Source organism: Nitrospirillum pindoramense (assembly GCF_007827955.1).
GTDB lineage: Bacteria > Pseudomonadota > Alphaproteobacteria > Azospirillales > Azospirillaceae > Nitrospirillum > Nitrospirillum amazonense_B.
This window is the reverse complement of the sequence record NZ_VITR01000017.1, coordinates 78,327-99,541: the sequence shown is the minus strand read 5'-3', so window position 1 is coordinate 99,541 and position 21,215 is coordinate 78,327. Positions and strand designations below refer to the sequence as shown.

General features: G+C 67.7%; 14 protein-coding genes. 8 read left to right on the top strand and 6 right to left on the bottom strand.

Features of this window, described 5'->3' with window-relative positions:
• Window positions 1-27 precede the first annotated feature (27 nt).
• Window positions 28-489 (bottom strand): Rrf2 family transcriptional regulator, encoded by a 462-nt coding sequence (locus FBZ90_RS23585; protein ID WP_145735440.1) that lies wholly within the window; start codon window positions 487-489, stop codon window positions 28-30.
• A 538-nt stretch (window positions 490-1,027) separates the two neighbouring features.
• On the opposite strand from FBZ90_RS23585, the gene FBZ90_RS23580 reads away from it, so the two are divergent.
• The 5 genes from FBZ90_RS23580 (at window position 1,028) to cydB (ending at window position 9,471) form a co-directional block, all read left to right on the top strand.
• A complete protein-coding gene (locus FBZ90_RS23580) occupies window positions 1,028-3,823 on the top strand; it encodes a TonB-dependent receptor (RefSeq protein WP_211102277.1) in 2,796 nt (931 codons plus the stop codon).
• Between the two features lie 66 nt (window positions 3,824-3,889).
• On the top strand, window positions 3,890-5,419 hold the full coding sequence (locus tag FBZ90_RS23575; RefSeq protein WP_145735439.1) for a tryptophan halogenase family protein: 1,530 nt from the start codon (window positions 3,890-3,892) through the stop codon (window positions 5,417-5,419).
• Window positions 5,420-5,505: 86 nt separating this feature from the next.
• The gene (locus tag FBZ90_RS23570) at window positions 5,506-6,825 is read left to right on the top strand and encodes a family 43 glycosylhydrolase (protein WP_186456010.1); all 1,320 of its coding nucleotides are present in this window, start codon (window positions 5,506-5,508) and stop codon (window positions 6,823-6,825) included.
• Window positions 6,826-7,015: 190 nt separating this feature from the next.
• On the top strand, window positions 7,016-8,461 hold the full coding sequence (locus FBZ90_RS23565; protein WP_145735438.1) for a cytochrome ubiquinol oxidase subunit I: 1,446 nt from the start codon (window positions 7,016-7,018) through the stop codon (window positions 8,459-8,461).
• Window positions 8,458-9,471 (top strand): cytochrome d ubiquinol oxidase subunit II, encoded by a 1,014-nt coding sequence (gene cydB, locus FBZ90_RS23560; protein WP_186456009.1) that lies wholly within the window; start codon window positions 8,458-8,460, stop codon window positions 9,469-9,471. The genes FBZ90_RS23565 and cydB overlap by 4 nt, the downstream gene beginning before the upstream one ends.
• A gap of 47 nt (window positions 9,472-9,518) precedes the next feature.
• Here the strand turns inward: cydB and FBZ90_RS23555 are convergent, their stop codons facing one another.
• The 4 genes from FBZ90_RS23555 to FBZ90_RS23540 form a co-directional block, all read right to left on the bottom strand.
• Window positions 9,519-10,724: an NnrS family protein gene (locus tag FBZ90_RS23555; RefSeq protein WP_145735437.1), complete on the bottom strand. Its 1,206-nt coding sequence runs from the start codon at window positions 10,722-10,724 to the stop codon at window positions 9,519-9,521.
• A 176-nt stretch (window positions 10,725-10,900) separates the two neighbouring features.
• Window positions 10,901-11,425 (bottom strand): GAF domain-containing protein, encoded by a 525-nt coding sequence (locus tag FBZ90_RS23550; protein WP_145735436.1) that lies wholly within the window; start codon window positions 11,423-11,425, stop codon window positions 10,901-10,903.
• Between the two features lie 59 nt (window positions 11,426-11,484).
• The gene (locus tag FBZ90_RS23545) at window positions 11,485-12,195 is read right to left on the bottom strand and encodes a glutamine amidotransferase (RefSeq protein ID WP_145735435.1); all 711 of its coding nucleotides are present in this window, start codon (window positions 12,193-12,195) and stop codon (window positions 11,485-11,487) included.
• A gap of 75 nt (window positions 12,196-12,270) precedes the next feature.
• Window positions 12,271-12,945 carry a Crp/Fnr family transcriptional regulator gene (locus FBZ90_RS23540; RefSeq protein WP_145735434.1) on the bottom strand — a complete coding sequence of 225 codons (675 nt, stop codon included), beginning with the start codon at window positions 12,943-12,945 and terminating at the stop codon, window positions 12,271-12,273.
• Window positions 12,946-13,184: 239 nt separating this feature from the next.
• Between FBZ90_RS23540 and FBZ90_RS23535 the strand changes: the two genes are divergently transcribed.
• The gene (locus tag FBZ90_RS23535) at window positions 13,185-14,081 is read left to right on the top strand and encodes a ketopantoate reductase family protein (protein ID WP_145735433.1); all 897 of its coding nucleotides are present in this window, start codon (window positions 13,185-13,187) and stop codon (window positions 14,079-14,081) included.
• Here FBZ90_RS23535 and FBZ90_RS23530 read toward each other — a convergent pair.
• Window positions 14,053-14,655, bottom strand: coding sequence for a TetR/AcrR family transcriptional regulator (locus FBZ90_RS23530; protein WP_186456008.1), 603 nt, complete (start codon window positions 14,653-14,655; stop codon window positions 14,053-14,055). The two genes, FBZ90_RS23535 and FBZ90_RS23530, sit on opposite strands and share 29 nt — an antisense overlap.
• A 408-nt stretch (window positions 14,656-15,063) precedes the next feature.
• Here FBZ90_RS23530 and FBZ90_RS23525 point away from each other — a divergent pair, with 408 nt between their 5' ends.
• Together FBZ90_RS23525 and FBZ90_RS28495 are read left to right on the top strand one after the other, a co-directional pair.
• Complete coding sequence (locus FBZ90_RS23525; RefSeq protein ID WP_145735431.1) at window positions 15,064-15,609, top strand: cysteine hydrolase family protein; 546 nt, start codon at window positions 15,064-15,066, stop codon at window positions 15,607-15,609.
• A 212-nt stretch (window positions 15,610-15,821) separates the two neighbouring features.
• Complete coding sequence (locus FBZ90_RS28495; RefSeq protein WP_246130777.1) at window positions 15,822-20,924, top strand: beta strand repeat-containing protein; 5,103 nt, start codon at window positions 15,822-15,824, stop codon at window positions 20,922-20,924.
• The last annotated feature ends 291 nt before the right edge of the window (window positions 20,925-21,215 follow it).

The following is a 21,215-nucleotide window of genomic DNA, read 5'->3' as shown; positions in this document are numbered from 1 at the left end:
CAGGCGCACCACACGCGTTCCGATAGGTCAGGCGGGGCCAGACGTCCCGGGCAGCGGCAGATCCAGCAACCGGGTCAACGTGCGGCGGGGCTTCACCAAGTCCGCCAGTGTGTAATCGTCCAGCACCGCCAGGAAGGCCTGCAGCGCCTCCTTCAAGGCCGACTTCAGCACGCAGGTGGGGTTCAGGCGGCACAGTGCGGGGGAACTGTCGGAAAAGCACTCCAGGATATCCAGTTCCTGTTCCGTGGCGCGGATCACCTCGCCCAGGCGAATGTCCTCCGCCTTGCGGCCCAGGCGCAGGCCACCGCCCCGGCCGCGCACGGTTTCAACGTAGCCAAGCAAGCTCAACTGGTGAACCACCTTCATCAGGTGGTTCTTGGAGATGTCGTAGGTCTGGGCGACATCGTTGATGGTGGCCAGGCCGTCGGACTTCAGCGCCAGGAACACCAGCGTGCGCAGCGCATAATCCGTATAGCTCGACAGCCTCATGGGCACCCTCGAAAATAAATCGATGCCACATCTATATCCCATTTGGTGTGTGAGGTAACGCGATGCATTCAATCGCTATCCGTTTGCCAAACCTCCATCGCTGTCGGTCCGGCCCAATCCTTCAATAGGGATGGTGAAATTTACAGCCAGAGTTTGGCGGATCGCTGTGGCCTTGCCCGCAAGCCCACAATCAAAGACTTATCGCGGGCGTTTAGTTTGAAACTGAGCGTTGAGGCGGGTGTGGCCCGCTTTTGGCGCGCGCGGATGGTCTCGCCCATTCCGCTTTGCCTTCCGTCGGGCCGATCAGTCTTTTGTAGATATGTGATTATTTCTTCCGTGTCGGTTGAGGCGCCGCCCGGCAGGCTCTCGATTGCTGGTCTTCGGCTGAATGCCCCGCAAGCCGGCCCACGCAGTTTCGGCGATCGTTTGCAAATTTGAACTTGTATGACAAATGGCCTTGGTATATTAATCATACAAAATAAGATATCCGGGCGAACAGGTGCTCCGGAGAACAGGGCATAAAACGGGAGGATCAAAAATGAAGCGTGCCAAGGTGCACCGGATGGCAGCCCCATCCGTTGCCGTCGTCGCCCTCATGGCTTTTTCAAATCCGGCTTGGGCGCAGCAGTCCACGGCTCAGACGGCGGAAAACCCGCCCCAGGGAAAGCCGTCGACCGACACCGGGGAATTGGAAGAAATCATTGTCACGGGCGCCCGCGCCGCTTTGGGGTCGGCCCAGGCCATCAAGCGCAACGCCGATCAAATCGTCGATTCCGTCCAGGCGGAAGATATCGGCAAGCTGCCTGACGCGAACACCATCGAGGCTTTGCAGCGCATCACCGGCGTGCAGATCCAGCGCCGATATGGCGAGGGGGCGACGGACTTCGACCACCGCACGCAGCCGGCCGTCACGGTGCGCGGCCTGACCCAGACCCTGAACCTGATGGACGGGCGGGCCGTGTTCTCCGCGGCGGGAAGCCGGTCCTTCGACCTTGAGGGCATTCCGCCGGAGTTGTTGGCCGGGATCGACGTCTACAAGAACCCGCCCGCCTCCATGATCGAGGGGGGCGTGGGCGGCGCCATCAACCTGCGCACCCGGTTGCCGTTCGACGCGCCCGACCAGATCGTCAGCGCCACCGTGAAAGGGAATTATTACGACCGCGCCGACAAGTTCGGAGGCTCAGCGTCAGCCCTCTACAGTGACCGCGAGCAAACCGGCGTCGGCGAAATGGGCTTTCTGCTCAATGCCGTCTACGGCAAGAGCGATTACCGCCAGGACGCGATCCTGGTGGGGCAGCAGGCGGCCGTGCCCGCGGGCGTCATCGCCAATGCGCCCAGCAATGCCAAGGTGCCGCTGGGCTTGCAGATTTATGATGACAATGGCGACCGCGAGCGCATCGGCGTGGCCGGCGCCTATCAGTGGCGGATCAATTCCGACCTGATGGTGACGTCGCAGGTGCAGTACACCAAGTATAAGTTCGACCGCACGGGCGCCTACTACTATCCAATCGACAACTCGTCGACCCCCGCCCCCACGCCGGGCGCCGCCTTCACCTTCGGTAGCGACGGTTACGCGACCAGCGGGTCGATCTCGAACCAGATTTTCGAGGCCGGCCGGTTTGACCAGGCCCTGGACACCGACTCCACCAACGCGACCTTCAACGTTTCATGGGCGACCACGTCCCACCTGACCATGAAGTTCGATGCGCAGTACATGAAGTCGCGCTACGACGCTGATCGGAATGGCTTGGTCCTCTCGCTGCATCAAAAGACGGGGGAAACCGGGTTCACCGGACCCAACCAATCCATTATCGACTTTGATCTGCGGGGCGACACTCCCGTGTGGAATGTCCGCAATCCGGCGCTGCTGACCAATGTCAGCAACTACACGGTGCCGTTCATCGCCGACTCCCTGACCCGCAACGACGCCGACCAGACCGCGCTGGCCTATGACGTCGACTATGACAATTCGGGCAGCTTCTTCAATCGCTTGCGGGCGGGCGCGCGGTATACCGACAGCAACATCACCCTGCGCGGCACCTGGAATGGCGTCTGCCTGTACCGCAATGCCGCCGACCCGAGTTGCAGCGCCCCGGACGGCACGCCGCTGCCGCCCCTCAGCCAGTATCCGCAACTGTTCAAATCCGGTCCCTCGGCGAATTTCTTCGACGGGCGCACGCTGCCGGGCGGGGTGCTGTATCCGGAATTCCTGCCAGGCTCCGGCCTCTGGAACAGCCTGGGGTCCACCTACGCCCTGCTGGGCGCCCAGCGCAAGTTGAGCTTCTCGCCGGCGGACATCACCACCCTGAACGAAAAGACCGTGGCCGGTTACGTGACCGCCGATTATGAGACGGAACTGATCGGGATGCCCGTCGATGGCAATGTCGGCGTCCGTCTCGCCCAGACCAAGCTCACCTCGACCGGCACCCAGTTCAACGCCAACGGCACGACCCAGCAGATCGCGACCGACAAGTCCTATTTGTCGCCGCTGCCCAGTTTCAACATCCGCTTCCGCCCCACGGACGAATTCCAGATCCGGGGCGCCTATTCGAAAGCGATCACGCGGCCGAATTTCGATCAGCTTTCAACCAACCTGACCCTGAACGCCGCCAACCAGATCAACCCGCTGACGGGACGCCCCAGCGCCAGTCAGGGCAACCCCAACCTCGATCCGATCAAGTCTGATAATTATGATCTGACGGCGGAGTGGTATTTCTCCTCCACAGGGTCGCTGACGGCCGGCTTGTTCTACAAGGAGACGAACGGCTTCATCTTCGGGGACAACGTCGTCAGGACCTATGACGGCCGGGCCTATGACACGGCCACGTCCGCCAACGCGGGCGGCGGTTCGATCAAGGGCTTCGAGGTGGCCTACCAGCAGTTCTTCGATTTCCTTCCCGGTTTGTTCAGTGGTCTGGGCTTCCAGGCGAACTACACCTATGCGTACAGCGCCGTGGACTTCACCACCCACGATGCGTCGGGCAATCCGATCACGACGCTGCGGCCGTTGGAGAAGCTGTCCAGGCACAGCTACAATCTTGTCGGGCTTTATGAGAAGGGGCCGGTTTCGGCCCGGCTCGCTTGGAACTGGCGCGGCCCTTACTTCGACACCACGACCGGCAGCGGCGCCAACGGCACGATGCAGTATCAGAAAGCCTACTCCACCCTCGACGCCTCGGTCAGCGTGGATCTGTCGCGCCATGTCGCTGTGACGGTGGATGCCGTCAATCTCACCAACAGCATGAGCGTCACCTACATCGATACCCCAGGCCAGCCGCTGCAATACACGCTGAATGACCGCCGGTTCGGCATTTCCGTCCGCGCGACTTACTGAGTCCCTTCCTTGCCGGTGTGGTCATCGGGACCACACCGGCCCCTTTTCCTGGAAGAGTGTTGCATCGTGAGCCAGAACGGACCGCTTGGACACATCGCGATCATCGGTGGCGGCACCGCCGGTTGGATGGCGGCCGCCGCGCTGGCCCGTGTCCTGGGCCGCCACGGCCCGGCCATAACCCTGGTGGAGTCGGAGGAGATCGGCACCGTCGGGGTGGGGGAGGCGACCATTCCGCCCATCCAGGCCTTCAACGCGATGCTGGGCATCAACGAGGATGACTTCCTGCGCGCCACCCAGGGCACCTTCAAGCTGGGCATCGAATTCATTGATTGGCTGAGGCCAGGGCACCTGTATTTTCATCCCTTCGGCGACCATGGGGTCGATTTCGGCCCCGTTCCCTTTGATGGCCTGTGGCACAAGCTGCGGTCGCGTGGGTTGGCGGGGCCGCTGGAGGCCTATTCCATTTGCGCCGCCGCCGCCGCGGCTGGCCGCTTCGCGCGGCCCACGCAGGGCGACAACACCCCGTTGTCCCGCATCAGCTACGCCTTCCATTTCGATGCGGCGCTTTACGCCCAGCTGTTGCGCACCCATGCCGAGGCCGCCGGCGTCACGCGGCGCGAGGGGCGCGTGACGGCGGTGGACCTGCGGCCCGATGGGTTCATCGAGGCGGTGACGCTGTCTTGCGGCTCGCGCGTGACCGCCGACTTCTTCATCGACTGTTCCGGCTTCCGGGGATTGTTGATCGCCGATGCCCTGGGGGCGGGATTCCAGGATTGGGGGCACTGGCTGCCCAATGACCGGGCGGTGGCCGTTCCGTGCGCGCCGGGCGGGTCGTTCACGCCCTACACCCGGTCGACGGCCCGCGCCGCCGGCTGGCAATGGCGCATTCCCCTGCGCAACCGCATCGGGAATGGCTATGTCTACGCCAGCGCCCATCTATCCGATGAGGGTGCCATGGCGACGCTGATGGCCAATCTCGATGGCGCGGCCTTGGCGGAGCCGCGCCTGCTGCGCTTCCGCACGGGCCGTCGGGACGCCTTCTGGGTCAAGAACTGTGTGGCCTTGGGATTGGCCGCCGGCTTCCTGGAACCCTTGGAATCCACCAGCATCCACCTGATCCAGGCGGGCATCGCCCGGCTTTTGGAAATGTTCCCCACCCGCGCGTTCGAGCCGGCGGACATTCGCCGCTACAACCGCCTGATGGCCGCCGAGTTCGACAGCGTGCGCGACTTCGTGATCCTGCATTTCCATGCCACGGAGCGGGCCGATACCCCGTACTGGGCCCATGTCCGGACCATGGAGGTGCCGGAAACCCTGGCCGAACGTCTGCGCATCTACCGCGCCACCGGCCGTGTCTTCCGCGAGGCGGATGACCTGTTCACCAAGACCAGTTGGCTGGCGGTCATGCAGGGCCAGGGGCTGACGGCGGAGGGCTACGATCCCCTGGCCGACGGCATGCCGGAGACGGAGGCCCAGGCCAGGCTGGAAAGGATTGCCGCGGTGACCGCCGCCTCGGTTCAGCGGCTGCCCAGCCATGGTGAGTTCATCCGCACCCGGGTGGACGCTGGTTTCCAGCCTTGGGGAGAGTCCTTATGAGGGGGTGGGCATCGAAGGGCGGCTTTGGCCTTCCACGGGTAGGAGGGTGGGCCCGCCATGCGCTGATGGCGCTGGTCCTGTCGGCCATGCCCGTTGTTCCCGCCGCGCACGGTGCGGAATCACCATGGGACGCGCCTGGGCAAGGCAACCCCTTGCTGCCTGGTTATGCCGCCGATCCGTCCATCGTGCACTGGCAGGGCCGATGGTACGTCTTCACCACCCTGGATCCCTGGGGTGACGATCGGTTGGGTTTGTGGCAGTCCGACAATGGTCGGGACTGGACCTTTTCCACGCCGGATTGGCCCACCAAGGCCGCGGCAACCAGCCCAACCTCCGGTGACGCCAAGGTCTGGGCGCCCTCGGTGGTCCAGGGCCGGGATGGGCGGTGGTGGATGTATGTCTCGGTGGGCAGTGAGGTATGGGTCGGCACCGCCCCCACCCCTGCCGGTCCCTGGCGGGATGCCAAGGGCGGCAAGCCCCTGATCCCGGCCAATTTCATTCCCGGATACCATATGATCGACGCCGAGGCCTTCATCGACGATGACGGCCAGGCGTATCTCTACTGGGGCTCGGGACTGAACTGGGTCAACGGACACTGCTTCGTGGTCCGGCTGAACCCCGACATGATTTCCTTCGACGGGCAACCGCGGGACGTCACGCCCGGGCATTACTTCGAGGCGCCGTTCATGCTGAAGACCGGCGGCCGCTATTTCCTGATGTACAGCGACGGCAACACCATCGCTGGCACTTATCAGGTCCGGTACGCCGTGGGGGAATCCCCGCTGGGGCCGTTCACCGAGGCGCCCGGCAATCCCTTGCTGGCGACCGACGCCGACAAACAGATCATCAGCCCAGGGCATCACGCCGTTTTCCGGTCCGGTGGGCAGACCTACATCCTGTATCACCGCCAGGGGCTGCCCTTTCCCCCGGCCGATGCCGCGGTGTTGCGCCAGGTCGTGGTGGACCGTCTGGACGTGGGCGCCGATGGCCTATTGCGGCGCGTCATCCCCAGCCACGACGCGCCGGTGGCCGGGTTCGCCCCCCGTCGCACCATCGGCCTGACGTGGCGGGCGGTGGGCGGTGGCGATGGTCTTCATGGTCCGGCGCGGGCCGGTGACGACAATTACGCCACCTTGTGGAAGCCCGCCCCGGGTGAAGCCGCGGTTTTGACGGCGGATTTGGGGGCGGTGCGGCCCATCAAGGAAAGCCGCCTTCTGCCGGAGTATCCGACCCACGTTTATCATTTCCGCGTCGAGGCGTCGGATGACGGGCGCACCTGGAAACGGGTCACCCCCGACCAGACGGGGCACGGCTCCCCCATCATCGTTTCGCATCCGGTGCGTGCCCGCTACCTGCGGCTGGTGTTCACGGGCGAGGCGGCCCTGTGGGAATGGTCCCTATTCTGACGGCCGCCGTTATTTTTCAATTCAATCCTTCAATCCTTCAAAGCCTCGCAGGCCTTAGACAATTCGACCGATGGACGGTTCGCCCGCTTAAGCGGATCCTGTCCGCCTGTGAACGCCGAGGGTGTTTCAACCGGGTGGCCGTCTCCAGCGGCGCCGGAGCCCGGTGGCATCCGAGAAGGAGACCAGTCCCATGTCTACCGACAGTTTGCTGGATCCGTTGATTCTGTCCCGGTTGCAATTCGTCTGGGTGGTGGCCTGGCATATCCTGCTGCCGGCCTTCACCGTGGGCATCGCCTCCTACATCGCCATGTTGGAAGGCCTGCACGCCTGGACCGCCAAGCCCGTTTACCTGCGGATTTCCAAATTCTGGATCCGCGTTTTCGCCGTCACCTTCGGCATGGGCGTGGTCAGCGGCATCGTCATGCCCTTCCAGTTCGGCACGAACTGGAGCCGTTTCACCGATGCCGTGTCCAACGTGGTGGGGCCGCTGTTCGCCTATGAGGGGCTGACGGCCTTCTTCCTGGAGGCCGCCTTCCTGGGCGTGCTCCTGTTCGGGCGCAAGCTGGTGCCGCCCTGGGCCCATTTCGTGGCCGCCAGCATGGTGGCCCTGGGCACGCTGCTCTCCACCTTCTGGATCCTGGCGGTGAACAGCTGGATGCAGACCCCCCAGGGCTACACCGTCATCGACGGGCGCTTCTTCCCAGCCAGCTGGGTGGACATCATTTTCAGCCCCAGCTTCCCCTATCGCCTGGCCCATGTGGTCAGCGGCTTCTACGTCACCACCGCCTTCGTCGTCCTGGCGGTGGGCGCCTACACCCTGCGCCAGGGTCGTTTCCCGGAGGAAGGGCGGGTGATGATGCGCATGGCGCTGGGCTTCCTCACCCTGTTCGTGCCGCTGCAGATCGTGCTGGGCGACATGCATGGCCTGAACACCCTGGAACACCAGCCGGCCAAGCTGGCCGCCATGGAAGGGTTGTGGGAGGGCGGGCAGGGTGTTCCCGCCTCCCTCTTCGGCTTTCCCGATCAGAAGGCGGAAACCAACCATTGGGAAATCACCGTGCCCAAGCTGGGCAGCCTCTACCTGACCCATCACTGGGACGGTGCGGTGAAGGGGCTGAAGGATTTCCCGGCGGATGAGCGGCCGCCGGTGCTGGTGGTTTATTGGGCCTTCCGCGTCATGGTCGGCGCCGGGCTGTTGATGCTGGCCATCGTCGGCGTGGGGTGGCTGCTGCGCTGGGGTGGGCGGCTGTACAGCGCGGGCTGGTACCTGCGCGGCGTGCAATGGGCCGGCCCCCTGGGCTTCGTCGCCGTCCTGGCCGGTTGGACGACGACGGAGGTGGGGCGCCAGCCCTGGACCGTTTATGGCCTGATGCGCACAGCGGATTCGGTGACGCCATCGCTGACCGGCGGTGACGTGTTGCTGTCCCTGCTGATGTACCTGGCCGTCTATCTGCTGATCTATCCCACCGGCCTGCTGTTCCTGCGGCGCATCGTGCGCAACGGCCCGCTGGACCATGACGCCCAGAATGACACGCCGGTGGAAAGCGGCCGCCCCGCCCAGCCCGTGGTGGCCCTGCCGCTGGCCCAGCTTCCCGACGGTTCCGCCTCCCCCTCCCTTGAAGGACACGCGCCATGAACGGCCCCATTCTCGACCTTGTCGGTGTCTGGACGGTGATCCTGGGCGCCGGTGTCTTCTTCTACGTGCTGCTGGACGGGTTCGATCTGGGCGTGGGCATGCTCTACGGCCTGAACCCGGACAGCACCTCGCGCGCCATCATCATGAATTCCATCGCGCCCATCTGGGATGGCAACGAGACCTGGCTGATCCTGGGGGGCGTCGCCTTGCTGGCGGCCTTCCCGCTGGCCTTCGCCATCATCATTCCGGCCCTGTACTTCCCCGTCCTGCTCATGCTGCTGGCCCTTATCTTCCGGGGCGTGGCCTTCGAGTTCCGCTTCAAGGACAAGGAGCACCGGGGCTTTTGGGACAACGCCTTCGCCTATGGCTCCGCCGTCGCCACCTTCGCCCAGGGGACGGTACTGGGTGCCTTCATCCAGGGCTTCCAGGTCGAGGGGCGCCAGTTCACCGGCGGCTCCTTCGATTGGCTGACACCCTTTTCCGTCCTGACGGGTGTGGCCTTGATGGCGGGCTACACCCTGCTGGGCGCCGGCTGGCTGGTGCTGAAGACCGAGGGTGGCTTGCAGGATTGGGCGCGCATGCAGGGACGCCGCGCCCTGCTGCTGGTGCTGGCCGGCATCGGCATCGTCAGCCTGTGGACGCCCTATGCCGAGCCCGACATCGCCCAGCGCTGGTTCACTTGGCCCAACACCGCCTTCCTGGCGCCCGTACCCCTCGCCAGCGCGCTGCTGGCCTGGGCGACATGGCGCAGCCTGGGCCGGAACCATGACGCCTGGCCCTTCGTCTATGGCATCGGCCTGTTCCTCACCGCCTATCTGGGCCTGGCCATCAGCCTGTGGCCCAACATCGTGCCCCACAAATATTCCCTGTGGGAGGCCGCCAGCTCGCAAAGCACCCAGGCCTTCCTGCTGGTGGGCACGCTGTTCCTGCTGCCCATCATCCTGCTCTACAGCGGATGGTCCTACTGGGTCTTCCGCGGCAAGGTGAAGGCCGACGCCGGGTATCATTGACCGGCATGGGTGCTGCGGGGGCCGGTTCGCGCCGGCCCCGTCCCCTCTCAAGCGGCCAGCCGGGGGCGGCACCAGTACGGGGCGTAGCGGCCGGCGAACAGCAGGAAGGCGGCAACCCACGCCAGTGCCGACAGGGCCAGCAGCGACAGCGGCATGTCGCCCATCACGCTGGCCACGATGCGGGACAGCGCCGCGCCGTTGACCAGGACGTAGACCCAGACCGTCACCCGATCGGCCGTGAGGGTACGGCCGGTATGGCCCAGCGACGCCCGGCTCATGACCGCCAGCATCATGGTGCCGATGGACCCGGCGGTCAGGGCGTGGATGGCGGTGGCGGTGGGGACGGCGCCGGTCAGCAGGCTGGCGCCCAGCAGGGCGGCACCCGCCACCAGCCACAGATATCCCAGGTGCAGGACGCTCAGCAGCGGCTCGGCCAGGGTGGTCCATCCCCGCCAGCGGCCCAGCCGCGCCAGGTTCAGGGCGCTGGCCGTCAGAAGCAGGCCGCCAGCCGCCACGGGCCCCACGCCGTGGCCGTTGGCCAGGAAGGCCCAGGCCAGCAGGCCGACATGTAGGCTGGCCAGCGCCAGCCGGTCGACCACGCCGGGCTTGGCCGGTGGCAGGGCCATGGCCCCGCGCTTTACCAGCCAGTTGCGGGTGAACGCCGGGATGATGCGCCCGCCGATGGCGGAAATCAGGATGACGATGGCGGCCAGCCCCAGGCGCCAGCCCAAGCCGGTTGGCACGGCGGCACCGGCCCCTTCCGCCACCATCAACAGGTCGGCCGCCGTCAGCACCAGCAGCGGCACGGCCATCATCAGGTTGCGCCAGTTGCGCGCCGCCACCACCTGGCGCGCGGCATAGGCGGCCAGCGCCAGGGGCAACCCGGCATCAACCGCCCCCACCACGATGGCCGGGGGTGTGGAGACCAGGGCGGCGAGCGCCAGCAGCCGCCCCGCCAGCCACAGGGCGACCAGGGCCCCCAAGGGCACGCCGCGCAAGGGCGACCGGCCGGTCCAGTTAGGAATGGCGGTCAGGATGAAGCCCGCCACCCCCGCCATGACGAAGCCGAACAGCATCTCATGGATATGCCAGGCCAGCGGATCCAGCCCGGGGGGCCCGGCGATGCCGCCGCTCAGCAGCGCTACCCAGATCGGCAAGGCGATGGCGGCCCAGGCCGCCGACGCCAGGAAGAAGGGACGGAAGCCCTCCGTCAGCAGCGGGGGGCCGGCATAGGGGCGTGACACGGGGACCATGGGCGAACCCTCCAGACAGGCACGCCGGAACCGGCGCGATCCTGTCCAGGGTGGCGCTTTCCCCAACCGCCATCGTTGTGCTGGCGCAAACAACTGGGCCCCGGATGCCGCAGCGAGCACCGGAGGGGGAGAGCGAGGATGGCAAGGCCCCGGATGGGGCCGCCCGCAGGGCAAACTTACAAAGGCCAGTCGCTGCCGGCCACGAACAGCGCCGCCAGGGCCTCGACACCGGCCTGGTCTTCCGCGTCGAAACGGGCCGGGTTGGGGCTGTCCAGGTCGATGACGCCCAGGACCTGGCCGTCCAGCATCAGCGGCACCACCAGTTCCGAGCGTGAGGCCGCGTCACAGGCGATGTGACCAGGGAAGGCGTGCACATCCTCCACCAGCACGGACTGGCGCCGTTCCACGGCGGTGCCGCAGACGCCGCGGCCCACGGCGATACGCACGCAGGCCGGCCTGCCCTGGAACGGGCCCAGCACCAGTTCCCGCGTGCCGCCAAGATTGCCTTTCGCGGCGTTGCGCATGAAATAGAAACCGGCCCAGTTCAGGTCCGGCAGGGTGGTGAACAGCAGGGCCGACAGGTTGGCGGCGTTGGCGATGGCATCGCGCTCATCGGTCAGCAGGCCGGTCAGGTCCAGTGTCAGGTCGCTGTACAGCGTGGCCTTGTCGCGCGGGGTGTCGCTGGTGCGGGCTTGGAACATGGGCAGGCGTCCTTGAAAAAGCACTGACGGAAATGGCGCAGACGGAATTGATGGCGGCGTCAGTCCAGGCGCGCCAGCCAGGGGGTGATGATACGCTCCGCCTGGTCGGCGGCGCGGGCGGCCATCACACGGCCAGCGGCCCGCAGGTTGGGGATGGATAGGCCGGCGGCGGACAGTTCCGCCGCGTGGCCGACATACCACAGGTCCAGGCGCGCGGGATCGGCCTCGATATGGAACTGCAGGGCCAGGGCGTTTGTGCCATGGCCGTACGCTTGGTTGGCATAATGGTCGTTGCTGGCCAGGCGCACGGTGCCGGCCGGCAGATCGAACGTGTCGCCATGCCAATGCAGCACCTGCGCGCCTTTCTCCGCCAGCGGCGCCAGGCAGGAGGCGCGCCCGGCGTCCGTCAGGGTCAGCGCGCCCCAGCCGATCTCCTTCACGGGCCCGGCATAGACCCTGGCGCCCAAGGCCCTGGCCATCAACTGCGCACCCAGACAGATGCCCAGCACTGGTCGTCCGGCCGCCAGCCGCCGTTCCAGCAGGGTGATTTCCCGGGACAGGAAGGGGTGGGCATCCTCCTCGTACACCCCGACGGGCCCGCCCAGCACCACCAGCAGGTCGGCGTCGGCGAGGACCGGGTCGGCCAGGTCGTCCACCGGCGCCTCGCGGTATTCCACCGTCCAGCCCTTCGCCGCCAGCACGGGCGCCAGCAGGCCCAAATCCTCGAACGCCACATGGCGCAGCGCGACGGCTTTCCTGGTACGCGGCATGAGAGACCTCCGGCACGGGGGTGGGTGGCCCGTTATAGGGGGTGGGAAAGGACGGAGGATAGGGGATTTTGGGCCCTATTCCCGCCCTTCCTCCGCCATGGCCGTCAGCGCCGCCAGATCATGCACGGTGATGCGGGACCGCCCTTGGGCACCGCCGCTGGACAGCCAGCCGCGCTTTTCCCACGCGGCCAGCGTGCGGCTGGCGGTGTGTAGAGTGGTGCCGGACAGTTCCGCCAGGTCCTTGCGGGTCAGGGGGAAGGCCAGGGCCGTGCCGGCGTCCGACGCCTTGCTGCGGGCCGCCAGGCGCAGCAGGGCGCGGGCCAGGCGTTGCTCCACCCTGCCGGTGGTGACCTCACGCAGGCGGTCCTGCACCTCCATCAGGCGGCGGCCGATGACCGTCACCAGGTTCAGGGCGATGGCCGGGTGACGGCTGATCAGCTGGCGCAGCGCGGCCTCCGTCCAGCGGATCTCCACGCTGTCGGCCACCGTTTCGGCATCGGCGGGGTAAAGGCGGTCGGTGAACAGCGGCACGCTGCCGAACATCTCGCCGGCGCCGATGAAGCGCAGGGCCACCTGGGCGCCGGCGGCGTTGGTCTGGCTGATGCGGACCCCGCCGCTCAGCAGGGCGTGGCAGTGCTGGGCCGGGTCGCCCTGACGGAACAGGGGGGTATGGCGGGGCACGGTGCGGATGAGGGCCGCCGCCATCACCTCCGCCAGATCGCCGGTGTCCAGGTCGCGGAACAGCTCCATGCCCGCCAATGCCTGGGGCGGCCAGGGGTTGGGCGACGGGGTATTGGGGGGCGGGACAGGCGGCATGCCCAGGAAGATAGATCGCCGGGGCATGCCGGTGAAGGGGCGGCGCCGTCCCGCCGGATGCGCCCCCGGCGGGGGAGGGATGAGCGAACGGGCGTTGCCTCTCCCGGCCGGCCCCCGCACCTTAACCGCAACGCCGCGTAGCGAAAGACGCGCCACCACGGGAGATACGCAGGATGAACATCGGTGTCATGGGGGCCGGCGCGGTCGGCTGCTTCTTCGGAGGGCTGCTGGCCCGTGCCGGCCATGCCGTCACCCTGGTGGGCCGGCCGGCCCTGGTGGAGGCGGCGCGCGCGCAGGGCCTGCGGCTGCAGATGAAGGATGGGTTCGACGGCCCGGTCGCCATTGGCGCCGCCACCGGGCCGGAGGCGCTGGCCGATGCCGACCTGGTGCTGTTCTGTGTGAAGTCCGCGGATACCGAGGCGACAGGGCGCGCCATGCTGCCGCATTTGAAGCCGGGCGCGGTGGTGCTGGCGATGCAGAATGGCGTCGACAACGCCGAGCGGCTGGCCGCCGTGCTGGGCCGGCCGGTGGTGCCGGTGGTGGTGTATGTCGCGACCGACATGGCGGGGCCCGCCCATGTGCGCCACCATGGCCGGGGCGACCTGATCCTGGGCACGGGGCCGGATAGCGAGAGGGTGGCCGAGGTGCTGCGGGCGGCCGGCATTCCCGCCAGCGTGTCGCTGGGCGTCACCGCCGCCCTATGGGACAAGCTGATCATCAATTGCGCCTATAACGCCGTGTCGGCGGTGGCCCAGGTGCCCTATGGCGCCATGGTCGCGGTGCCGGAGGTGCGGGCGCTCATGGCCGACGTGGTGGCGGAGGCCGTGGCCGTCGCGCGTGGCCAGGGCATCGCCGTCGCCGACGACATCCTGGACCGGGTCATGGCGCTGGCCTCGGCCATGCCCGGCCAATTCTCCTCCACCGCCCAGGATCTGGCGCGCGGCAAGCGTAGCGAGATCGACTATCTGAACGGCCATGTCGTGCGCCAGGGCGCCGCCCTGGGCATCGCCACGCCCGCCAACGGCGCCCTGTTGGCCCTGGTCAAGCTGCTGGAGGCGAAGGCGGGCTGACCGGTGCCGCGATACCGTTCACCAGGATGCCGATGACGCCGTCCATCCAAGCGTCGTCGGTGGGGATGTGCAGCAGCAACTGGTGAAAGATGGCGCCGAAGGTCATGTCCAGGATGGTGTGCGGCGTCACGTCCGCGCGGATGGACCCATCGGCGATGCCCCGTTCCAGCAGGGGGATCACCTCCGCCCGGCGGGGCGCCACCAGCTTCTCCCTGAACAGGCGCAGGGTTTCGGGGTCGCGCTGGCATTCCGCCAGGATACCGGCCAGGATGCGGCCCGTGCTGCCGCGCATGGCCTTGGCCACCGATTTCAGCAGCCGGCGATATTCCGCCAGGGCGTTGTCGCTCATGGGTTCCAGCGACATTTCGCGGTTGATGGTGTCCAGCGTCGCCTCCATGGCGATGGCGCCGCGGCTGGGCCACCAGCGGTACAGCGTGCTGCGCGATGCGCCGGACCGGCTGGCCACCTTGTCCAGCGTCAGCCGCGCCAGACCTTCCTCCTGCAATAGCTCATAGGTCGCCTTCAGGATGGCGGCGTGACTGGCGTCGCTGCGGGGGCGACCGACGGGGGCCATGGAACTCTCCTCGACGTGCGTGCCGGACTGGCGCGGGTCCCAACGACGCCCACCATAGGCCCCCTCGATAACCAGGGCGAGGGGGGTAACAGCCCAAGCGCGCGATATGATTCCGCATTGCCCGATCTGCGCCCCGGCACCGTTGGCCCTTGACCGCCTGGTGGTCCGTCGCTGGGGCGCTGGCTTGGATAAGGGTACTTGACGCCGTTCCCCTCCTGCCCGCATGGTGTCGCCTATGAACGCCATTTTCGCCCTGACCGTCAAAACCACCGTCACCACCACCGCCATCGGCGGGCGGTGCGGGACGGGCTTGTCGGCGTAAGGCCAGGTCGTTCCGCAACCCCCGCCCTAACGGGACGGGGGAGATGGCCAGCGGCGCCTCCGTTCCAACCCTGAACGGAGATCGCCATGAGCCCCCAACCTTCCCGTCGTTCCTCTTCCGCCCTTATCGTGCTCGACATGCAGGTGGGCTTGCTTCACGGCCCCGTGCCGCCGCATGGCGGTGCTGGCGTCGTGGTTCGTATCCAGGACATGGCCGACCGCGCCCGTCGGGCCGGCGGCATGGTCGTGCTGGTCCAGCATGACGGGCCCGATGGATCGCGGGCGGCGCCGGGCTCGGCCGACTGGCAACTGGTGGAACAGCTGGCGCCCCAGGCCGGCGACCTGGTGGTGCGCAAGTCGCGGCCCAGCGTCTTCGCCGGCACGGACCTGGCCGCCCTGCTGCGCGACCATGGCATCGGCCGGGTGGTGCTGTCGGGCATGAAGACGGAATATTGCGTCGACGCCTCCTGCCGGGCCGCGCGCGACCTGGGGTTCGAGGCGGTGCTGGCCGGCGATGCCCATACCACGATCGACACGCCGGCGCTGGCGGCGGGTGCCATCATCCAGCACCACAACCTGACGCTGGGCGGCCCCTTCGCCCAGGTGATGCCGGCCGCGGCGGTGGGGTTCTGACCCAGATGCTGCGGTGTCCCGCCTGCCCAAAATACTTACCGGGATGCAAGTGATGGAAAAGGCGCAAGTTTGTTGAAAATGCCACCTATGTCCGCTGGCCAGCCACGGTTTGGTCACAGGCCAAGGCCCATCCGGCGCGCTTGAAAGGGGCGGCCGCCCGTAATGGGGGCGCGCCACGATCCAAGCGGGGAGGGGACGACATGGGGCGGGAGATGGCTGCGTCGGGGGGGCTGCTCAGGGGGGCGCCGTCCCTGCTGGCATTGGGTGTCGCGCTGGTGGCGGGTCCGGCCCGGCCGCAGGACGTGACCCTGACCGGCACCACCCCGGGCTATGCCAACGCCGGCACGCTGGGCGCCGTGTCCATCACCGCTGCGGCCACCGTGGCGGGTGGCACCGTCGCCGGCCTCGCCAACACCGGCGCCATCGCCCTGGTGACCATCGCCGGCACCCTCACTGGCACGGCCGGCGTGCTGAACCAGGGCAGCATTGGCGCCCTGGTCGACAGCGGCACGATACAGGGGGCGGCCATCGCGCTGCGGAACGACGGCACCATCGCCAGCCTCGCCATCGCCGCCGCTGGTGGCCTCAGCGCCGGGTCCACGGCCTTCTATAACGGCGGCAGCATCGGCACGCTGGCGAACCAGGGGCGCATTGGCGATGGCATCGGCTTCGGCCGGCACGCCCTGTTCAATGCCGGCAGCATCGGCACCTTCCTCAACGGCGGGCTCATCACGGGTTTTTCCGGCGGGGTGGTCAATATCGGTTCCATCGGCAGCCTGGCCAACACCGGTACCATCGAGGGGCCGGTCATCGCCCTGCTGAACCAGGGCACGATCGGCCGCCTGGACAATGGCGGCATCGTCAACGCCGCCAGCACCGCCCTTTACGTCCACACGCTGGGCGGCGTCGGCATCCTCAGCAACAGCGGGCTGATCGCCGGCCGCGCCGGCCTCTGGAATGACGGCAGCATCGCCACCCTGGTCAACACCGGCACCCTGAGCGGTGGCACACAGGCCGGCCTGCTGAATCGGGGATGGATCGGCCAGGCGCGTAACCTGGCCACCATCAACGCGCAACTCACCGGCGTGGACAATTCCGGGACCATCGACACCCTGGCCAACAGCGGCACCATCAGCGGCCGCAGCGATGGTCTGGTCAATGCCGGCACCGTGGGGACGCTGAGCAACAGCGGCACCCTGATCAGCCGGGGGGAGGGCCTTTACAACGGTCAGGGCACCCTGGGTGTGGTGGACAACACCGGCACGATCAGCGGTTACAAGGCCATCGCCAACGCCGCCACCCTGGGCCGGTTGGCCAATGCCGGCCTGATCAGCGGCACCGGCTTCGCGTTGGACCTGTCGGGCACCACCGGCACCGTCAGCAACAGCGGTACCATCGTCGGCCCCACGGCCCTGCGCCTCAACAGTGGCGCCACCCTGGCTGGGCTGGTCAATCAGGGCACCATCATCGGCAACATCCTGAACCTGTCGGCGACTGTCCTGACGCTGTCCGGCGGTGTCGGCCTGGGCACCTACACCGGCGCCCATGGTGGGCAGGCGACCGTTTCCAGCACCCTCGCCAATGTGGTGCTGGGCGGCGGCCAACTGCTGCTGAACGACAGGGTCGATGTCAGCGGCCACACGCTGGTCAATACCGGCGCCGCCGTGGTGCTGGACACTGTGGTGAGTGTCACGGGCGCCTACGCCCAGGCGGGGGGTAGTTTGAACCTGACCTCCTCCAGCGCGCGGTTGGTGGTCGATGGTACCGCCCTGGTCACCGGCGGCACGGTGATGGCGTCGCCTGACGGGGCGGCCAATTATCTTGTGGGTGCCCTGGTGGGCACCTTGGTCCAAGGCGGCGCCGGGTCCAGCTATGCCGGTGTCACCGTGGCCAGCGGCGTGACTGGGCTGGCCGTGGCGGGACGGGCCAGTGGCAACGACCTTCTGGCGACGGCGTTGAACGACTATATCGGCGGCACATTGTCCACGCTGGACAACAGTGGCGTCATCACCGCCGCCGCCGCCGTCCACGTCGCCAGCGGCGGGCAGGTCGGCACGCTGAACAACAGCGGCACCCTGGGGGGGATCACGCGCGGCCTTTCCAACGCCGGCACCATCGGCACGCTCGCCAACAGCGGGCTGATCACCGGTGCCACCGCGCTGTACACCGGCGGCAGCATCGGCGGCTTGGCCAACAGCGGTGTGATCGCGGGGCGGATCATCAACGCCTCGGCCAACACGTTCAGCATCGTCGGGGGTTCTGGCGCCGCCACGGGCACGCTGACGGGGCTGGCCGGGGCGCAGGGCACGCTCGTCAGCGGCGGGGCGGATGTGGTGCTGTCCTCTGGCGCTTTGCTGTTGAACGACGCGGTGGATGTGGGCGCCCATACGCTGGTCAACAGCGGGGCGTCGGTGCTGCTGTCCAGCATCGTCAGCGTGACTGGCAACTACGCCCAGACGGGCGGCACGCTGGTGGCGGGCATCGGCGGGGCGTCGGCCGGCCAGTTGACGGTCAGCGGTACAGCCAGCCTGACCGGCGGCACGATGGCGGTCGCGGCGCTGGCGGGGGCCAACCTGCTGGTGGGCGATCATTACACCCTCATCGCGGCGGGCGCCTTGTCCGCCAGCGGCCTGACGGCCGCGGCCACCGGCTTCACCGCCACCCTGGGCACCGCCACCAATGGCACCGCGACCGACCTGATCCTGACCCTGGTCAGCGATTATGTCGGCGGCACCTTGGGCACGTTGACCAACAGCGGCCTGCTCTCCGCCGCGACGGTGGTGATGATCACCGCCGCCGGCTCTCTGGGCACGCTGGCGAACACCGGCACCATCATCGGCGATGTGGTCAACGCCAGCGGCAACGACCTGGCGGTGACGGGCGGCAGTGGCGGCACGATGGCCACGCTGGCCGGCGGCACCATCCGCAACACCCTCAGCAATTTGGCGTTCGTGGCCGGTGACATCAGCCTGGGCGACGCCATCGACGCGACCGGCCACACGGTGGCCAACACGGGCGCCACCCTCATTCTGTCCCGGGACGTGGTCCTTATTGGCGCCTTCAACCAGACGGCGGGGACGCTGGTCGCCGGTGGCCATGTGCTGAGCGTCAGCGGCGCGGCCACTGTTTCCGGTGGCATGGTATCGGCGGGTGTCGACGCCGGTGGCACCTACCGCGTGGGCGATAGCGTCACGTTGATCCACGCCGGGGCGGGCTCGCGCTACGGGGGCGCCACCGTGACCAGTGGGATCGAAGGACTGTCCGCCACCGGCGTCACCCAGGGTGGCGACCTGCTGGCCGTGGCCGGCAACGATTATGTCGGCGGCGGCCTCGACAGGCTTGATGTCACCGGCACCCTGGCCAACACCGCCGGTGGTGCCACGGCGCTGTACATCGCGGCCGGCGGCGCCCTGGGCACCCTGGCCAACAGTGGGGTCATCGCCGGTGACATCGTGAACCGATCCACCATCGCCCTGGCCATCAGCGGCGGTACCGACGATGCGCCGGGTACACTGACGGGCGCAGCCGGCCGGCTGGGCAGCATCACCAGCCGCCTGGCCGATGTGCGCTTCATCGCCGGCACGCTGCTGCTGAACGACCATCTGGACGTCGGCGCCCATGGCGTGGTCAACAGCGGCGCCACCCTGTTGGTCAACACCGCCATCAACATCACCGGCAGCTACAGCCAGACGAGGGGTGGCCTGGTGATCGGCGTCGCCTCCGCCAGCGGATACGGCAGCTTGGTGATCAGCGGCAGCGCCAGCCTGACGGGCGGGGCGGTCACGCTCAGGCCCACAGGGGGCGGCGCACTGACGCCCGGCAGCTACACCATCGTCTCCGCCGGCGCCGGCCTTACGGCATCGAACCTGGCTCTGACGGCGGCCGGCTACACGGTGACCAGTTCCACCGTCACCAGCGGCGGCCATACCCAACTGGTCTTGACGCTGAACACCGCCAGTTCCGGCACCACAGGGGGCACGACAGGGGGCACCCAGGGGGGAGGCACGGGGGAAACGATTGGTGGGACCCCAGGGGGCGGCACGGATCCTGGTTCGGGTTCTGGCTCAGGCGGTAATGGCCCCGATGGGACGGATAGCGGCACGGGCAACGGTGGTACCACCGGGGGCGGCACGACGACGCCCACCGGTCCGTCAATCCCCACCCCGCCGGCCACTGTCCGTTATGCCGCGGTGGGGCGGGCCCAAGGGGGGGCGGCCATGGGCACCGGGACCGCGCTGGATAGGATCGCGGCCGGCGGCGGCCCCGCAGCCACGGCTTTCCAGGCGGCGGTGCTGACGCCCCTGTCCGGCCTGTCGGGCGCCGACCAGCAAAGGGCGGTGGCGCAACTGGCGCCCAACCAGACGACGCCGCAGATGGCCCTGACCATGACCATCCCCACGACCACGGCCATCAGTCAGCGCCAGCAGACCGTGGCGGCGGTGATGGGCAGCGGTGCTGCGGCGGGATCCGGGGGCCAGCGGGGCGTTCTATGGGGAGAGGTTCTGGGCGGCGGCGCCTTGCGCGCCACCACCGCGGACGTGGCGGGCTATCGCGCCTCCAGCGCCGGTCTGGTCATCGGCGTCGACGGCTACGCAGATGACCAGGTGATGGCCGGCCTGGCCTTCAGTTGGCTGAACAGCGCCGCCGTTGGCCAGGGGACGGCCGCCCAAAGCCTGACGCGCGTGGGCAGCTACCAACTGACGGCCTACGGTGTCTGGCGGCCGGACGCCATCGGGGGGCGCTTGTCCGTCCAGGGTCAGGTCAGCGTTGGGTACAACCAATTCGACCAACGCCGCTGGATCGGCTTCCTGGGTGCGCGGGCCAATGCCGATTATGGGGGGGAACAATATCTGGGCAAGGTGGCGGTGGGCTACGACCTGCCCCTGGCGGGGGCGCTGACCCTGACGCCGCAATACAGCCTGCGGGCCGTCCGGCTGACCAACCACGGCTACCAGGAACACGATGCCGGAATCGCCGGCCTGTCCGTCGATGCCCTGGTCACCAGCAATCTCACGCAGGAGGTGGGCGCGGTCCTGGCCACCCGTATCGATACCGGGCTGGGCACGCTGGCGCCGGAGGTGCGGCTGGCCTGGGTGCATGACTACCTGAACGGCCCCGTCGCCACGACGGGCGTGCTGGCCGGTGTCGCCTTCGCCAGCACCACCGCCCAGGTTGACGCCGATGGCGTGGCCATCGGTGTTGGCGCCACCCTCCGCCAGGGGGATGGTGTCAGCCTGCGGCTGGAATATACGGGCGACCTGCGCCACGATTACCAGAGCCACGCCGGCGTGTTACGCGCCACCTGGGCCTTTTGACCGCCGCTGGGCGCGAATCAAACAGCGGTTCGCCGCCCCACGGCCGTATGAAGAGCCGCCATATCTTGGTTGATACTTGCCATAATTATCAGAATTGATCAGATGCGGCTCGTGATTTCGCTGGGTACATCGGCCGCCAAGTGCCCGATCAGACAAATGCTGGCGGAAAAGCGTTTGAGCACTTGACGTTGTTATCGCCCTGCTGGTTAGTCCCTTAATGCCCAATCATGCGGGGCAAGGGTCCCGCAGGACCAGGACCGTGTTCGGGCGTGGCGGGATGCCGCCATTTCA

What these genes read in the sequence shown, in the direction of transcription:
- FBZ90_RS23550 (WP_145735436.1), bottom strand. Translation starts at nt 11,425, where the DNA reads ATGTTCCAAGCCCGCACCAGCGACACCCCGCGCGACAAGGCCACGCTG.
- FBZ90_RS23525 (WP_145735431.1), top strand. Translation starts at nt 15,064, where the DNA reads ATGAGCCCCCAACCTTCCCGTCGTTCCTCTTCCGCCCTTATCGTGCTC.
- cydB (WP_186456009.1), top strand. Translation starts at nt 8,458, where the DNA reads ATGAACGGCCCCATTCTCGACCTTGTCGGTGTCTGGACGGTGATCCTG.
- FBZ90_RS23530 (WP_186456008.1), bottom strand. Translation starts at nt 14,655, where the DNA reads ATGGCCCCCGTCGGTCGCCCCCGCAGCGACGCCAGTCACGCCGCCATC.
- FBZ90_RS23540 (WP_145735434.1), bottom strand. Translation starts at nt 12,945, where the DNA reads ATGGAGCTGTTCCGCGACCTGGACACCGGCGATCTGGCGGAGGTGATG.
- FBZ90_RS23545 (WP_145735435.1), bottom strand. Translation starts at nt 12,195, where the DNA reads ATGCCGCGTACCAGGAAAGCCGTCGCGCTGCGCCATGTGGCGTTCGAG.
- FBZ90_RS23585 (WP_145735440.1), bottom strand. Translation starts at nt 489, where the DNA reads ATGAGGCTGTCGAGCTATACGGATTATGCGCTGCGCACGCTGGTGTTC.
- FBZ90_RS23535 (WP_145735433.1), top strand. Translation starts at nt 13,185, where the DNA reads ATGAACATCGGTGTCATGGGGGCCGGCGCGGTCGGCTGCTTCTTCGGA.
- FBZ90_RS23570 (WP_186456010.1), top strand. Translation starts at nt 5,506, where the DNA reads ATGCCCGTTGTTCCCGCCGCGCACGGTGCGGAATCACCATGGGACGCG.
- FBZ90_RS23555 (WP_145735437.1), bottom strand. Translation starts at nt 10,724, where the DNA reads ATGGTCCCCGTGTCACGCCCCTATGCCGGCCCCCCGCTGCTGACGGAG.
- FBZ90_RS28495 (WP_246130777.1), top strand. Translation starts at nt 15,822, where the DNA reads ATGGCTGCGTCGGGGGGGCTGCTCAGGGGGGCGCCGTCCCTGCTGGCA.
- FBZ90_RS23565 (WP_145735438.1), top strand. Translation starts at nt 7,016, where the DNA reads ATGTCTACCGACAGTTTGCTGGATCCGTTGATTCTGTCCCGGTTGCAA.
- FBZ90_RS23580 (WP_211102277.1), top strand. Translation starts at nt 1,028, where the DNA reads ATGAAGCGTGCCAAGGTGCACCGGATGGCAGCCCCATCCGTTGCCGTC.